At 71.7% G+C, this 15,027-nt stretch carries 15 protein-coding genes; 6 read left to right on the forward strand and 9 right to left on the reverse strand.

The window, feature by feature from the left end:
* Positions 1-320: 320 nt before the first annotated feature.
* Positions 321-743: a hypothetical protein gene (locus ABZX11_RS35115; RefSeq protein WP_176175370.1), complete on the forward strand. Its 423-nt coding sequence runs from the start codon at positions 321-323 to the stop codon at positions 741-743.
* Here the strand turns inward: ABZX11_RS35115 and ABZX11_RS35120 are convergent.
* The 3 genes from ABZX11_RS35120 to ABZX11_RS35130 all read right to left on the reverse strand — a co-directional run bounded on the left by ABZX11_RS35120 (position 721) and on the right by ABZX11_RS35130 (position 4,152).
* Positions 721-2,640, reverse strand: a complete 1,920-nt coding sequence (locus tag ABZX11_RS35120) for a serine/threonine-protein kinase (RefSeq protein WP_354921369.1) — start codon at positions 2,638-2,640, stop codon at positions 721-723. The genes ABZX11_RS35115 and ABZX11_RS35120 overlap by 23 nt on opposite strands.
* Positions 2,637-3,422: a hypothetical protein gene (locus ABZX11_RS35125; RefSeq protein ID WP_176175368.1), complete on the reverse strand. Its 786-nt coding sequence runs from the start codon at positions 3,420-3,422 to the stop codon at positions 2,637-2,639. The genes ABZX11_RS35120 and ABZX11_RS35125 overlap by 4 nt, the downstream gene beginning before the upstream one ends.
* A 349-nt stretch (positions 3,423-3,771) precedes the next feature.
* The gene (locus ABZX11_RS35130) at positions 3,772-4,152 is read right to left on the reverse strand and encodes a hypothetical protein (RefSeq protein ID WP_354921373.1); all 381 of its coding nucleotides are present in this window, start codon (positions 4,150-4,152) and stop codon (positions 3,772-3,774) included.
* On the opposite strand from ABZX11_RS35130, the gene ABZX11_RS35135 reads away from it, so the two are divergent.
* The 5 genes from ABZX11_RS35135 to ABZX11_RS35155 all read left to right on the forward strand — a co-directional run bounded on the left by ABZX11_RS35135 (position 4,127) and on the right by ABZX11_RS35155 (position 9,423).
* Positions 4,127-4,363 (forward strand): hypothetical protein, encoded by a 237-nt coding sequence (locus ABZX11_RS35135; RefSeq protein WP_176175366.1) that lies wholly within the window; start codon positions 4,127-4,129, stop codon positions 4,361-4,363. The two genes, ABZX11_RS35130 and ABZX11_RS35135, sit on opposite strands and share 26 nt — an antisense overlap.
* Positions 4,364-4,441: 78 nt before the next feature.
* Positions 4,442-5,218 carry a metalloregulator ArsR/SmtB family transcription factor gene (locus ABZX11_RS35140; protein ID WP_354921376.1) on the forward strand — a complete coding sequence of 259 codons (777 nt, stop codon included), beginning with the start codon at positions 4,442-4,444 and terminating at the stop codon, positions 5,216-5,218.
* A gap of 211 nt (positions 5,219-5,429) precedes the next feature.
* Positions 5,430-6,587 (forward strand): EfeM/EfeO family lipoprotein, encoded by a 1,158-nt coding sequence (locus ABZX11_RS35145; RefSeq protein WP_354921587.1) that lies wholly within the window; start codon positions 5,430-5,432, stop codon positions 6,585-6,587.
* Complete coding sequence (locus tag ABZX11_RS35150) at positions 6,584-7,780, forward strand: Dyp-type peroxidase (protein ID WP_354921379.1); 1,197 nt, start codon at positions 6,584-6,586, stop codon at positions 7,778-7,780. Before ABZX11_RS35145 ends, ABZX11_RS35150 begins: the two co-directional genes overlap by 4 nt.
* A 23-nt stretch (positions 7,781-7,803) precedes the next feature.
* Positions 7,804-9,423 (forward strand): alkaline phosphatase family protein, encoded by a 1,620-nt coding sequence (locus ABZX11_RS35155; protein WP_354921382.1) that lies wholly within the window; start codon positions 7,804-7,806, stop codon positions 9,421-9,423.
* A 40-nt stretch (positions 9,424-9,463) separates the two neighbouring features.
* Here ABZX11_RS35155 and ABZX11_RS35160 read toward each other — a convergent pair whose 3' ends face one another.
* From ABZX11_RS35160 to ABZX11_RS35185, 6 genes are all read right to left on the reverse strand, one after another.
* Positions 9,464-9,880 carry an ATP-binding protein gene (locus ABZX11_RS35160; RefSeq protein WP_354921385.1) on the reverse strand — a complete coding sequence of 139 codons (417 nt, stop codon included), beginning with the start codon at positions 9,878-9,880 and terminating at the stop codon, positions 9,464-9,466.
* Positions 9,877-10,233: an STAS domain-containing protein gene (locus tag ABZX11_RS35165; protein WP_254897189.1), complete on the reverse strand. Its 357-nt coding sequence runs from the start codon at positions 10,231-10,233 to the stop codon at positions 9,877-9,879. The genes ABZX11_RS35160 and ABZX11_RS35165 overlap by 4 nt, the downstream gene beginning before the upstream one ends.
* Positions 10,234-10,267: 34 nt before the next feature.
* Positions 10,268-10,708 carry a response regulator gene (locus ABZX11_RS35170; protein ID WP_176175362.1) on the reverse strand — a complete coding sequence of 147 codons (441 nt, stop codon included), beginning with the start codon at positions 10,706-10,708 and terminating at the stop codon, positions 10,268-10,270.
* Positions 10,705-12,282: an ATP-binding protein gene (locus ABZX11_RS35175; RefSeq protein WP_354921389.1), complete on the reverse strand. Its 1,578-nt coding sequence runs from the start codon at positions 12,280-12,282 to the stop codon at positions 10,705-10,707. The genes ABZX11_RS35170 and ABZX11_RS35175 overlap by 4 nt, the downstream gene beginning before the upstream one ends.
* Positions 12,272-13,474: a SpoIIE family protein phosphatase gene (locus ABZX11_RS35180; RefSeq protein ID WP_354921392.1), complete on the reverse strand. Its 1,203-nt coding sequence runs from the start codon at positions 13,472-13,474 to the stop codon at positions 12,272-12,274. Before ABZX11_RS35180 ends, ABZX11_RS35175 begins: the two co-directional genes overlap by 11 nt.
* Before the next feature lie 182 nt (positions 13,475-13,656).
* Positions 13,657-14,994: a DUF2252 family protein gene (locus ABZX11_RS35185; protein WP_354921395.1), complete on the reverse strand. Its 1,338-nt coding sequence runs from the start codon at positions 14,992-14,994 to the stop codon at positions 13,657-13,659.
* Positions 14,995-15,027: the final 33 nt, after the last annotated feature.

A 15,027-nucleotide genomic window follows, 5' to 3' on the forward strand; every position in this document is an offset into this window, starting at 1 on the left:
TCCTAATCTGGGGCGTTCTCTTTGTTTAATGGCACGCTTTCCCGCCTTGACACAACGTGACGGCCGCTGAACAATCCGGCGATCGGGTCGGGTGCTCACGCAAAGTGACGACCAACCCCCCGTGCAAAGAAGATCACCCACCAGGAACCCGGCTCGTCACAACCCGTACCCCACATCACTCATTAGCCTGAAAACCCATGCAAGCCAAGGCATCCAACCCGAGAACCGCTTCGGGTGAAGATCGCCCGCACCCCTTCCCGGCGTCCGGAAAATCCCTATCTTCTGAAAGGGACGCTCAGTGAGAACAGGGGATACTCGTCATGACCCAGTCGCTGGAACTCCCGGTCCAGGAATTCTGTCTCGATTGGACGCTCACGGGCGACGAAGGCGCCCGGGTCGGGATCACCCTGTCCGGGCAGGTGTCCCTGCTGGACAACAACCGGTTCTACAAGATCGACGGCGTCGTCTACGTCACCGAGGGCGACGCGGACATCCGCGCCGTCGGGAACCCGCGGATCTCCGTGCGCCGCAACGGTGTCGAGAAGAGCGGGCGGCAGTGGGGCTGGGAGATGTGCTCGGCGCGCAAGAGCCTCGGCGCGCTGAACACGATGGAGGGCTACTTCGTCCGCACCGGCTACTGGGCGCCCGCCGACCGCGCGATCCAGCTGAGCCTCTGCGCCGAACACGGGTGGAGCCGGCGCAAGAGCTACAGCCCGCACGTCACCGTCCGGATGGTCGACTGACCACTGTGGACGCCCGGCGCCGCGCCGCCGCGACGACCAGCCCGGCCGCGACGGCGCCCGCCACCGCGCACCCGGCCCCGAACCCCGGCGACGGCTCGTGCACCCGCAGCACCGACACGCACAGCCACACCGCGGCGCCGAACAGCAGCCCCAGCACGGGCCCGCCGACGGCCGCGCCTCGCCAGCGGTGGCCGTTGCGGATCGTCCGCAGCCCCGATTCGAGGTAGGCGAGGGCGAACAACGCCAGGATGAGGCTGCCCGCGCCCATCGCGCTGGCCAGCGGGTGCTGGCTGGTGAGCAGGGTGAAGGTCTGGGTGGCCGAGCCGGTCCGCACGTCGGCGGTGACGGCGCCCCCGACGATCCACCGCGCGATCGCCGGCAGGGTGAGCTCGGCGGTGAAGCCGTTGCCGTCGGGCTTGGCCTGGGTGGCCGCGGACCCGAGCGGAATCCCGGCGGCGGAGAGGTCGAGCGCCACCGCCCCGGGATTCCCGGGCCCGGTGAGAACGAGCGGCTTGCTGAGGTCCACCTCGACGGGCGTGGAGACGGAGGCACCCCCGAGGTTCAGGGTGCTCGACGCCTGGTGCGGCACCCGCGCGGGGTTGAGCAGCGCCAGCACGACGAGAACGATCGCCGCGGCCGCGGCGGCCAGCCGCAGCCACACCACGACGGCCTGGGAAGCACCGGCACCCTCGACGCCGGCACCGGTAGCGCCGCCGGGCCACCCGGTACCGTCGGCACCCGGCCCGGCACCACCCGCGCCGCCAGGCCGACCCGCTCCGGGCACCCCGGCACCGCCTTCACCGCCAGGCCGGCCCACCCCGGCGCCGCCGGGCCGGCCCGCTCCGGCGGCCACCCCGGCACCGCCCGCGCCGCCGGGCCACCCGGTGCCGTCGGCACCCGGCCCGAGCTGCCCGTCCGGCGCTCCGACCAGCGTGGCCCCGGGCCGTGCGACCGGGCGCGTCCGCGCCTCCGCGGGCGGCGCCGGCGCGGTCGCCGAATTCAACCCCGCGATCACCCGCGGCGTCAGGTGCAGCACCGGCACCCCGGACCGCTCCAGCCAGCCCGGCCCGTACACCACCGTCGCCGCCGCGGCGAGGTCGGCCGCGAACGACTCCGCCTCCCGGTAGCGAGCGTCCAGCTCGCGGGCCAAGCTGCGCATCACCACGCCGGCGATCGGTGCCGGCACCCCCGAGATCGGCTGCGGGTCGGTGAACATGTGCTGGCGCATCATGCTGATCGCGCCGCGGGTGTTGTCGAACGGCAAGCGGCCCGACAGCAGCTCGTACAGCACCGTCCCCGCCGCGTACACGTCGGCCGCCGGGCTCAGCGCGTTGCCCATTGCCTGCTCCGGTGCGATGTACGCCGGGGTTCCGAGGATCTCGCCACCGTGCGTCACCAGCGTGGCGCCCTCGCTGATCACCCTGGCGATGCCGAAGTCCGCCACCTTGACCACGCCCTGCGTGCTGAACAGCAGGTTCCGCGGCTTGACGTCGAGGTGCAGCACCCCCGCCCGGTGCGCCGCGTGCAGCCCGGCCAGCATCGCCAGCCCGATCGCGCACGCCTGCTCGCCGCTGACACCGCCGCCGTGGAAGCGGCTGTGCACCGTCCCGCCGTCGAGCCGCTCCATCACCAGCAGGTGCTCGCGGCCGGTGCGGACGTAGTCGTACACCGGCACGATGTGCGGGTGGTCCAGGCTGGCCAGCACCCGGGCCTCGCGGTCGAACAGCTCGCTGCTCGACGCGTGGTTGAGCACGTCCCACGGCAGCTGCTTGATCGCGACGCTGCGCCCCAGCGTCCGGTGCACGCCGGCGAACACGACACCCATGCCGCCTTCGCCGATCGTCTCCCCGATTTCGTACTGCGGCAGGGCGGCGACCAGCTCGGCCGGTGCGCTCATCGGGTGAATTCCTGGGTCGACGGGACCGGGAGCTGGACCGTCTTGTCACTTTCGGCCACCGCGGGCGGCGCCGGGTGCGGGGTCAGGTAGCCGAGCAGGAACGCGATCGCCGCCGCGCCGAGCACCACCGGGATCTCGATCGCCGGCTCGGGCGGGACCAGGCGCAGCACCGACAGGCTGATCACGGCGACCAGCCCGGTGCCGAACCCGGCGGGCAGGAACCGCACCCCGCGGCGCCAGCGGTTGGGCGCCAGCCGGTGGCGGGCCAGCGCGAGCAACGCGGTCACCCAGGCCAGGATCGTCAGCACGAGCATCGCCAGGCCGAAGACGCCGTAGACCGACCAGAAGGAGCCGCGGACGTCGGCGACCGTCGTGGCCTCACCCAGCGTGACGCGCCCGGCGTCGAGCAGCTCGACCGATGACGGCAGCAGCCCGGTCGCCTGTCCGGCCAGGTCGCCGAGGTCGAGGACGAACGTCCGGGACACCGTGCCGCGAGCCGGCACTTCGAAGGGCGCGGTCGTGTCGTAGGCGAAGAACGTCAGCGCGAGCGCCACCCCGGAGAGCCGCACGCTGCGGACCTTGACCGGCGCGCTGCCGGAGTTGGTCGCGACGACCTGCAGCTCCACCTGGTTCGCCGGATCGATCGGGACGGTGGCGTCCTCGATCGGCCGCTGGTCGATCGAAACCTGCAGCCGCAGTGACCCGGAGTCCGCCGACGCGGGCGGCGCCCCCAGCAGCAAGCACAAACCCAACGCAACCCCCGCCGCGATGACACGTCCCATTGGGCATCCCCTACTTGCGTTATCCGACTGGTCCGGAATGCTACAGCGAGCACACACCGGGGAGGGACGTCCCAATGCGATTCGTGGTTCGGCTGTTTTTCGGCGCCGTGGCCGGAACGTTGCTTCTGCTCGTGGGCGCGGGCACGGGTAACGCACAGGTTCCGCCATCGGTTGGTTTGAAACCATCGACCGGCCCGGCGGGCAGTTCGTTCACCATTTCCTGGAATGGTTTCCCGACCTGCAGGACGATCAATTTCTTCTGGGCGGGCACGTCCCTCGGCTCGAAGGTGGCGCCGGCGGTCAGCGGGCAGTTCCCCACCGCGGTGCCCTCCGACGCGAAGCCGGGCTCCTACACGGTCACTGCGACCTGCACGAGCCAGAAGCAGACGGCGAGCGGCACCTTCGTCGTCACCGGGGTCACCACGCCGACCACCACGCCCCCGCCGCCGGTGACGACCACCACGCCTCCGCCGGTGACCACGCGGCCCACCCGGCCGGGCACCACCACGACCCCGGCCACCCCGACCACCACCCCGCCGCCGACCACGAGCACGCCGCCGCCGTCGTCCACGCCCGTCACCCCCACGACCTCGAGCACCACCCCCAAGCCCGGCGATCTCGTGCTCGACCGGCCCAGCATCAAGCCCGGCGAGGCGCTCTCCGCCTCCGGGAAGGGCTGCCAACCGGGCCGGATGGTGACGTTGATGTCGGACGGCACCGAAGTCGGCACCGGCTACACCGACAGCGCCGGCGCCTTCACCGCGCCGGTCGAGTTCACCCGCATCGAGGCCGGGCGGCACACCGTGGTCGCCGAGTGCGGGGTACGGCTGACCGGCGCCGTCGATCAGGTCGTGACCCGCTCGTCCGGCGGGCAGACCGGCACGCTGGTCGTTCTCGTGTTCTTCGTCCTCGCGAGCATCACGGTGATCCGCTTCCGGTGATCCCCGGTTGACATGCACCCGCCCGGCTGCCTATCGTCGAAAGGCAGCCGGATGGCTGCATGTATCGGGGAAGGCGCGATGGACGAGGTCTTCAAGGCGCTGGCCGATCCCAGCCGCCGCCGGCTGCTCGACGCGCTGAACGAGCGCAACGGCCAGACCCTGCGCGAGCTGTGCGCGGGGCAGGACATGGCCCGCCAGTCGGTGAGCAAGCACCTGGCCGTGCTCGAGGCGGCCGGGCTGATCACGACCACCTGGCGCGGCCGCGAAAAGCTGCACCACCTCGACGCCGCGCCGATCAACGCGATCGCCGAGCGCTGGATGACCCGCTACGACCGGCGGCGGGCCGGCGCGCTGGCCGATCTGAAACGAGCACTGGAGTCCGCACCGATGAACGATTTCGCCTACACCACCTACATCGCCACCACGCCGGAGAAACTCTGGCAAGCGCTTACCGATCCGGCGTTCACGAGCCGTTATTGGGGCGTGTCCTTCGAAACCGACTGGAAACCGGGCTCACCGATGACGTGGGCCGAAGGCGGCGCGAAAACCGGCGACCCCGAACAGGTCGTCCTCGAATCGGAACCATATCGACGGCTTTCCTACACCTGGCACACGTTCACCGGCGAATGGGCGAAAGCCAACGGCGTCGACGGTGAAACGCTCGCGAAACTGCAGGGTGAAAGCCGGACAAAGGTCACGTTCACCCTCGAGCCGCACGGGGAAATGGTGAAGCTGACCGTGCTCCACGACGGTTTCGACCCCGGCAGCACGGCGCTGGAGATGTGCAGCCAGGGCTGGCCCGCGCTGCTGTCCAGCCTCAAGACGCTGCTGGAGACCGGCGCGCCACTCGGGTGACCCCGGCCGAACCGGTCGAATTTCCCGAACCCGACAGATCTGACACAGAGATACGTCTGAATCCTCCCCCTTTCGTCGGCGCCCGGCTGAAGGTCCGGTGAACTTCCTCCGTTCGACTCGATCCGCTGCGGTTTTCCGGGCGTTAGGCTCGCATAATCCGTGACCGGTGATGGTCCGATCGAGTGACGGGAGTGTGCGCGTGCCGGGGTCAGTGCGAACCCGCTGGATCGTGGTGGCCGTGGTCGTGGCCGCCGCGGCGGGCGCCGTCGTCGCGTTCTGGCCGGACAACGCGGCGGCCGGCGACCCCGAGATCGCGGTCTCGCGCTCGGCGTGCGGCACCGGCTGGACGGATCCGAAGCCGGGCCCGCAGACGTTCCACCTGCACAACACCGGTTCGGTGACGGCCGAGGTCGACCTGATCGACCCGGCGACCGGCGTGATCTACGGCGAGGTCGAGGGCCTCGGCGCGGCGACGACCCGGCCGTTGCAGGTGAACCTGGGCAACGGCAGCTACGCGTTCCGCTGCCTGCCGGAGGACGCGGGCGCGATCGTCGGGCCGGCCGTGCGGATCACCGGCGGCGCCGAGCGGACCGGGCCGGGCGTCGCGCCGGTGACGCACGACGACCTGCTCGGCCCGCTCAAGGCCTACCAGCAGCACGTCACGACCGGCCTCGGCGAGCTGGTCGCGGACACCGGCGAGCTGAAGAACACCGTCCACGGCGGCGACCGCGCGGCCGGTCAGGCGGCGTGGCTGACGGCCCACCTGGCGTATGAGCGGCTGGGCGCGGCCTACGACGCGTTCGGCGACTCCGACGGCGCCCTCAACGGCACCGCCGACGGCCTGCCGGGCGGTCCGGCCGACCCGGGGTTCACCGGCTTCCACCGCCTGGAGCAGGGCCTGTGGCACGGCGAGGACCTGGGCGCACTCGGCGCGGTCGCCGACCGGCTCGACACCGACGCCCGCGCGTTGCAGGCGTCCTTCGCCGACAGCCAGGTCGACGGCAACGACCTCGGGCTGCGCGCGCACGAGATCATGGAGAACACGCTGCAGTTCGAACTCACCGGCCGCACCGACTACGGCAGCGGCACGAACCTGGCCACGGCCCGCGCGAACCTCGACGGCACCCGCGCGGTCCTCGACGTGCTGCGGCCGCTGCTGACGCCGAGGTACCCGCAGCTGTCCGAGGTGGACAGCTGGCTGGACCGCACGCAGAAGGCGCTGGACGCGGCCCGCCGCCCGGACGGCACGTGGCTCCGCCCGGCCGAGCTGAGCCGGGAGCAGCGGCAGAAGCTCAACGCGGACGTCAGCGAGCTGACGGAACTGCTGGCCCCGATCGCGGCGATCGCCGAGCCGAGGAGGGTCTCGTGACCGGCCTCCCCCGCCGCTCCTTCCTCCGCCGGGCCGCCGTCGGTGCCGGGCTCACCGTGGCCGCCGGGGCCGGGCTGGGCGCGTCCTCCGCGGCCGGCACCGATGGCCGCTCGCCCGTGCCCTTCCACGGCCCCCACCAGGCCGCCATCCTCCGGAAACCGCCCGCCCAGACCGTCGTCGCCTCCTTCGACGCCGTCGCCGGGTCCAAGGCCGAGCTCACCGAGCTCTTCCGCGCCATCACCGACCGGGCGCGGTTCCTCACCGCCGGCGGGGCGCCCGCCGCGCTCGGGATCACCGCGCCGCCCGCCGACTCCGGCGTTCTCGGGCCCATCGTGCCCGGCAGCGACCTCGGCGTCGTCCTCGGCGTCGGCGCGAGCCTCTTCGACGACCGGTACGGGCTCGCGAAACTCAAGCCCGCCAAGCTGAAGCCGATGACGACGTTCCCGGACGACGCCCTCGACCCGGCCCAGTGCCACGGCGACCTCAGCCTGGTCCTGTCCGCGAACGACACCGACACCGTCCTGCACGCCCTGCGCGACATCACCCGCGCCACCCGCGGCGGCATGCAGCTGCGCTGGAAGCTCACCGGCTTCAGCTCCCCACCGCGCCCGGACGGCACGCCCCGCAACCTGATGGGCTTCAAGGACGGCACCGCCAACCCCGCCGACTCCGAACTGGACAGTCTGGTGTGGACGAAGGGCGAGCCCGCGTGGACCGCGGGCGGCAGCTACCAGGTCGTCCGGCTGATCCGGATGCTCGTCGAGTTCTGGGACCGGGTTTCGCTGGCCGAGCAGGAGAACATGATCGGCCGCCGCCGGGACACCGGCGCCCCGCTCGACGGCACGCAGGAGACCGACGTCCCGCGGTACGCCGACGACCCCGTCGGCACCGTCATCCCGCTGACCAGCCACATCCGGAAAGCTAACCCGCGCACACCGGAGACCGACGCCGGCCGCATCCTGCGCCGCGCGGTGAACTACGACCGCGGCGTCGACAGCAACGGCAACCTCGACATGGGCCTGCTGTTCGTCTGCTACCAGCAGGACCTGGAGCGCCAGTTCGAGGCCGTCCAGACCCGGCTCGCCGGCGAACCGCTCACCGACTACATCTCCCCGTTCGGCGGCGGCTACTTCTTCGCGCTGCCGGGCGTCACCGGCCCGGACGACCACTTCGGGCGTTCCCTGCTCACCTGACCCCACCACGAAAGGAATCCACTGTGGACAAAAGGATCCGCCGGCGACGGCGGGGCCTGCTCGGCGCCGGGGCACTCGCCTCGGTGGCCACGCTGGCCGTCGTCACCGGCTCCGCGGCGACCACCGCGGACGCCCAGCCGCTGAACCTGTTCCCCGCTCACTGGATCCCGACGTCGACGCCGATCAAGCACGTCGTCGTCATCTTCGGCGAGAACATCTCGTTCGACCACTACTTCGGCACCTACCCGGACGCGGCCAACACCGACGGCACGCCGTTCACCGCCGCGCACGGCACCCCGAAGGTCAACGGGCTCGACAAGAAGCTGCTGACCGACAACCCGAACGCCTACAACCCGAAGCGGCTCACGCCCCAGCAGGCCATGACCTGCGACCAGAACCACAACTACGGCGCGGAGCAGGCCGCCTTCAACGGCGGCAAGATGGACAAGTTCGTCGAGAAGACCGAGACCGACAAGTGCACCGGCCAGCCGATCCTGTTCGGCGAGCCCGGCCTGGTGATGGACTACTACGACGGCAACACCGTCACCGGCATGTGGAACTACGCCCAGCACTACGCCCTGAACGACAACTCGTTCAACACGGTGTTCGGCCCGTCCAGCCCCGGCGCGATCGACCTGATCTCCGGCAACACCCACGGCGTCCAGGCCGTCGACCCGGTGACGCACGAGCCGGTCAGCGACGCCTACGCGGTGCAGTCGCCGGATGCCAACGGCATCGGCACGATGATCAACGACCCGGATCCGGCGTGGGACGACTGCTCGGGCAAGAACCACACGAGCAAGGACAACCTGGCCACCATGCACGGCCGCAACATCGGTGACCTGCTCAACCAGCGCCACGTGACGTGGGGCTGGTTCCAGGGCGGCTTCCGCCCGACCGGCACGGCCAACGGGTACGCGGTCTGCGGCCAGACGCACAAGAACGTCGGCGGCAACGCGGTGGTCGACTACAGCCCGCACCACGAGCCGTTCCAGTACTACCCGTCGACGGCGAACCCGAAGCACCTCCCGCCGTCCTCGGTGCAGGCGATCGGCCAGACCGACCGCGCGAACCACCAGTACGACATCGCGGACTTCAACGACTCGCTGCAGGCCGGCTCGATGCCCGCGGTGAGCTTCCTGAAGGCCCCGCAGTACCAGGACGGCCACGCGGGCTACTCGGACCCGCTGGACGAGCAGCAGTTCGTGGTCGGGGAGATCAACCGGATCCAGCAGTCCCCGGAGTGGAAGTCGACGGCGATCGTGCTGGCCTACGACGACTCGGACGGCTGGTACGACCACCAGAAGTCCCCGATCCTCAACGGCTCCCACGACACCGCGCAGGACCAGCCGGTCTGCACGGCGAAGGCGACGACGGTGGGCGCCTACGCCGACCGCTGCGGCTACGGCCCGCGCCTGCCGCTGCTGGTGGTTTCGCCGTTCAGCAAGGTCAACCACGTCGACCACACGCTGACCGACCAGACGTCGGTGCTGAAGTTCGTCGAGGACAACTGGTTCACCGGCCGCATCGGCGACTCGTCGTTCGACACGCGCGCCGGGTCGCTCACCGGGATGTTCGACTTCTGGTGGCCGAAGGCCCGGAAGGTCACGCTCGACCCGAAGACCGGCGCCGTCGTCAAGTAGCACCGCCGCGGGAGGCCACCACCGGCAGCGGTGGTGGCCTTCAGCGCGCGTCGGGCACCGCGTCCAGGTCCCAGGTCAAGGTCACGACCGTCCCCGAATCACCCGAGGTGATGTCCGCGCGGTCCGCGCTCGCCCGCAGCAGCAGCAACCCGCGGCCGCGCAGGGACACCGGCTGGGTGTCGGGCACCGGTGCCCGCCACCGGCCGTGGTCGGTGATCACCACTTCGAGCCGTCCCGGGTGCAGGGCCGCGTCGACGTCGACCACGCCCGGCTCCGCGTCGCCGTACGCGTGGTCGGCCACGTTCGCCAGTGCCTCGTAACTGGCCAGCACGATGTCGCCCGCCCGGGTCTCCTCGACGCCGGCCCCCAGCACCCAGGCCATCAGGTCGTGCCGCAGGCGGCGGAGGGCGCCGGGCACCGCGGGAACGCCGTGGCAGCGGAACGGTTCCGGCCTCATGCGAGTGCTTCGTCGACGGTCGGGTGGACGCCGATCCACGTGTCGAGCCCGGTCGTCTTCAACGGGCCCGACGTCACCGGGGAATCGCTCACCACGCGCAGCGCGCGCTCGGCCACCCGGCGGTGGGCCGCGGCGAGCACCTGCAGCCCCGCCGAGCAGAAGAACGTCACCTCGCGCAGATCGACCACCAGCTTCTCCGGCCCGCGGGCCAGCACCACGTCGACGACTTCCCCGAACTCCGGCGCGCTGACCAGGTCGATCTCCCCCGCCACGGCCAGCACCGCCGACCGGCCCCGCCAGTCGAGCGTCACCGCCAGTTCGGTGGCGGGCAGGTCCGGCGTCGAAGGCGTCACGGCCTCCCATCGTGCCGCACTCCCCGCCAAACGGCTACCGGTGCGGGAGTTTCACCACCGTCACCCAGAAGTCGTCGATCTTCCGGACCACTTCGACGAACTTCTCGAAGTCGACCGGCTTGGTGACGTAGGCGTTGGCGTGCAGCTCGTAGCTGCGCAGGATGTCCTCCTCCGCCTCGGACGTGGTCAGCACGACCACCGGGATCGTGCACAGCCCGGGGTCCTGTTTGATCTCGCCGAGCAGCTCCCGGCCGTCCTTGCGGGGCAGGTTGAGGTCGAGCAGGATCAGCCCCGGCCGCGGCGCCGTCCCGAACGGCCCCTCGCGCTTGAGGAACCGCAGCGCTTCGACGCCGTCCTCGGCGACGTGCAGCGGGTTGCGGATCTTGTGGTGGGCGAAGGCTTCCCGGGTCATCAGCACGTCACCCGGGTCGTCCTCGACGAGCAGGATGTCGATCGGGGTCGGCGCCTGCGTCATGCGGTCCCCTCCTCCTCGCGGGCCGGCTCCTCGCGGGCCGGCAGGGTGAAGCGGAACGTGGTGTCGGAAGCTTCGGTGTCGAGCCAGATCCGGCCGCCGTGGTACTCGACGATCCGGCGGCACAGGGCCAGGCCGATGCCGGTGCCCGGGTACGCGGACCGCGTGTGCAGGCGCTGGAACAGCGCGAACACCCGCTCGGCGTACTCCGGGTCGATGCCGATCCCGTTGTCCGACACCGAGAACACCCAGTCGTCGCCGTCGCGTTCGGCGCTGACCCGGACCTCCGGCGGTGCCTCGCCCTTGAACTTCAGCGCGTTGCCGATGAGGTTCTGGAACACCGCCGTCATCAGCGCGGGCTCGACGCGCACCTGCGGCAGCTCGCCGCGGCTGACCTTGCCGCCGCTCAGCGACAACGCCACCTCGAGGTTCGCGATCGCCTCGTCGGCCAGCGCACCCGCGTCGGTCACGACGTGCTCGCCCGGCTTGCGGCCGACCCGCGAGAACGCCAGCAGGTCGTTGATCAGCACCTGCATCCGCTTCGCGCCGTCGACGGCGTACTCGATGTACTGCTCGCCGCGCTCGTCGAGCAGGCCCTGGTAACGCCGCTGGAGCAGCTGGCAGAAGCTCGCCACCTTCCGCAGCGGTTCCTGCAGGTCGTGCGAAGCGACGTAGGCGAACTGCTCGAGGTCGGCGTTGGACCGTTCCAGCTCGCGGGTGCGCCGGTCCAGCATCGCGTTGGACCGCTCCGCTTCCTGCGTGCGCCGGTCCAGCAGCGCGTGCGCCCGCTCGAGTTCGGCCACCTCGTCGAGGATGCGCTGCCGCATCGCCTCGACATCGGCACCGAGCTGGGCGATCTCGCGCGGCCCGCTGCCGTGCACCGGGTGGTGGATGTCGGAATCCGCGACCCGGCGGACCTCGCCGGCCAGCCGCAGGATCGGCCGGGTGACGAACTGCCGCAGGCCGAAGAACAGCATCGCGAACAACACCACGACGAGCACCGCGACGACCACGAACATCGCGTTGAGGAAGCGCGCCGCCGCGTCCAGGTCGGCGCGGCCGGCGTCGCGGATCGCGGCGAGGTGGTCGAGCTGGGTGTCGAGCGCCTTGCGCACGTCGACGAACAGCGCCCGGCCGCGTTCGACCTGGGCCGCGGTGACCGGTGGCGCGGCGGGCGCGATGGTGGGCGCGGCCGCGGCCTGCCAGGCGGTGGCCGCCCGCACCACGGCGTCGAGGTCGTCCCCGATCCGGGTGCCGGGGGCCGCGCCGAGCTGCCGCAGCTGCGTGACCGCGTCGGCCTGCGCCCGCATCCCGTCGGTGTAGGGGATCAGGAACTCCGGCTGCCGGCCGAGCTGGTAGCCGCGGACCCCGCTTTCCTGGTTCAGCAGCGCGGTCGACAGCTGGATCGCGGCCAGCCGCTGCGGCCCGATCACGTCGAGCAGGCGGCCGCGGGCGTCGGCGAGGCTGTTCAGCGCCACGCCGGCGGCGACCAGCGCGGCGACCAGCAGCACGGCCTCGACGGCGGCGAGCAGCGCCAGCCTGCGGCGGATGGGCCTGCCGCGTACGTCAGCGCTCATCGGCCTCGGCTTCCGGGTCGTGGCTGAGCAGGGCGAGGGCGACGTCGTCGTCGAGGGGGCCGGAGTTGAGCCGCTCGGCGCGGGCGATCAGCTCGTCGAGCAGGACGTGGCCGTGGATCCCGGTCTCCCGCTTGATGTCGAGCACGAGAGCGGCCATCCGCTCGTGCCCGAGCCGCTCGGGCCCGGCGCCGACGCGGCCTTCGAACACGCCGTCGGTGTAGAGCAGCAGCGACCACCCGGGCTCCAGCGGGACCTCCAGCGCGTCCCACTTGGCGCCTTCGACGACGCCGAGCGGGACGCCGAGCCGCTCGCCGGAGAGCAGGTGCCCGTCGCCGGTGGTGAGCAGCAGCGGCGGCAGGTGGCCGGCCAGCGACAGCCGGAGGGATCTTCGGTCCGGCGCGACGACGACCATGCAGACGGTGGCGAACAGCGGCTCGATCCGCTCGTGCACCAGCACCCGCTCGACCATGGTCAGCACGTCGGGCATCGGCAGCCCGGCCATCACCAGCGAGCGCCACGCGATCCGCAGCGCGACGCCGAGCGCGGCCTCGTCCGGGCCGTGGCCGCAGACGTCGCCGATCATCATGTGCACGGTGCCGTCGGCGAGCTCGATCGCGTCGTAGAAGTCGCCGCCGAGCAGCGAGCCGTTGCGGCCGGGCCGGTAGCGGGCGGCCAGGTCGAGGTGCGGGTCGCGCAGCAGCGGGCTGGGCAGCAGGCCGCGTTCGAGCCGGGCGTTCTCCCGCGCGAGCAGCTGCTGCTGGAGGAACTGCTGCTCGACCTGCTCCGCGCGCTTGCGTTCGCGGGCGAAGCGCAGGGCCTTCACCAGCAGCGGGCCGTCGACCTGGTCCTTGACCAGGTAGTCCTGCGCGCCGGCGGCGACCGCGGCGACGCCGGTGGCCTGGTCGTGCTGCCCGGTCAGCACGACCACCGCGACGCCCGGCGCGTGCTGCCCGAGCTTGGTCAGCCCGGACAGGCCCATGGCGTCGGGCAGCTGCAGGTCCAGCACCACGCAGTCGGCGGTGAGCGGGCCGCTGAGCGCGGCGGTGAGCGTTTCGACGCGTTCGAGCGCGTAGGGCACGGCCGTGTCCGCCAGCATTTCCTCGACCAGCAGCGCGTCGCCGTCGTCGTCCTCGATCAGCAGCACCCGCAGGCGCGTGCGGGGATCCCACGAAGCGTCGAGCGCGGCGGTCACCGGCTTCTCCCGTTCGGCTGCTCTTGAGCCAGCACATCCAGACGATCAACCCTAGCGGCACCGGCGGCGGCCCTCTACGGCGCGAAACCGGTCCCACCGGGGTAGCGCTTTATAGCACCCCGATGTGACACCGGGTCGATAACGGTTCGGGTGAAAGCCGGATCCGGCGTCCGCCGGGGGCGTCAGAAGAGCGGCCGTCCGCTGTTCTTCGCGGTGACGTACGCCTGCCAGTCGCTGGTGACCTGGTCGGCGTAGCTCGTCGCGAAGGCCCGCGTCTCGGCCTGCAGCCCGGAGACCGACGTGATGGCGCCGTCGATCGCCGCGTCCGCCGAGTACGGCACCCCGGTGCCGGGGATGTCCTGGTCGGCGCGGGCGTGGGCGGCGGCGAGCAGCCGGGCGACGTCCCGGACGGTGTCGTCCCAGATCGTGGACGTGATCAGGTCGCCGATCTCCAGGTCCTCGGCGAACGGGGACTTCTCCTTCACCAGCACCGGCGTGCTCCCGACGCTCGCCCAGCCGGCCAGCGGGTCCGACTGGTTCGCCAGCCAGCGCAGGGCCAGTGCGGGACGCTGCCCGCCGGTCAGCGCCGTGGCGTTCGGCGCGAGCTGCTTCGGTGCCGGGTCGACCTCCTGCTTGAGTTCGAGGATCCGGTCGTCGGACGCCGACGTCGTGTCCCCCTCGACGAGCACGTACCAGCGGAACCGGCCGAGGCTGCCGGTGCCCGCGCCGGTCCGGCGACGGACGTCCTTCACGACGGCCTCGGACGCCTTCAGCGGCTTGCCCGCGGTCGTCCGGTAGGCCGCGATCGCGTCGGTGAGCTGGGTGCGCGTCGCCGCGGACACCGTCTGCAGCTGCGGGTCGCTCTTGAAGTGACCGCCGGTCGTCCACTTGGCCAGCAGGTCCGCGCGCTTGTCACCGGCGGCTTCGTCGATCAGGTCCCCCACCAGGTCGGACGTGTTGCCCGCGGTCAGCCGCCAGCTCGCTTCGTCGTTCGTCCCGTGGAACTTCCCGATCCACTGGGCGTACTCGGCGACGAAGGTGTCGACGTCGGTGGCGATCTGGCCGGCACTGCGGCCGCCGGCCCGGCCGGCGAGCACGATCGAGACGGCTTCCCGGCGCAGTTCCCACGTCCACGAACCACGCCAGGCGTCGTCGGTGTCGGTGAGCGCGAACTGCTCCTCGTTGTCGGCCCCGCGGTCGGCGCCGGTGTTCTCCAGGTGCGCGTCACCGGTCAGCCACACGTCACCGCCCGCGGTCGCGTACGCCGAGGGCGGCAGCTCGCCGAGGTCGCGGTAGTACAGCGGGGACGTGCCCCGGAAGAACGCCCACGCGCTCGACGCCAGTACCTGCGTCCGCAGCGTCAGTTCGTCGTCGGTCGCGCCGCCGTTCAGCACGTGCAGCGCGTGGTCGCGGTCGTGGACGACCGCCACCGGGTCCCGGCTCAGTCCGGCCGCCTCCCCGGGCGCGGCGGTGGCGAGCAGCGTGACAACGACCAGGGTCCCCACAGTGGTTCGAAGCATTCCTCCACGTATACCGGCGCGAGGTGAGCGGCA

The sequence above is a fragment of the Amycolatopsis sp. NPDC004169 genome, assembly GCF_040610315.1.
Classification (GTDB): domain Bacteria; phylum Actinomycetota; class Actinomycetes; order Mycobacteriales; family Pseudonocardiaceae; genus Amycolatopsis.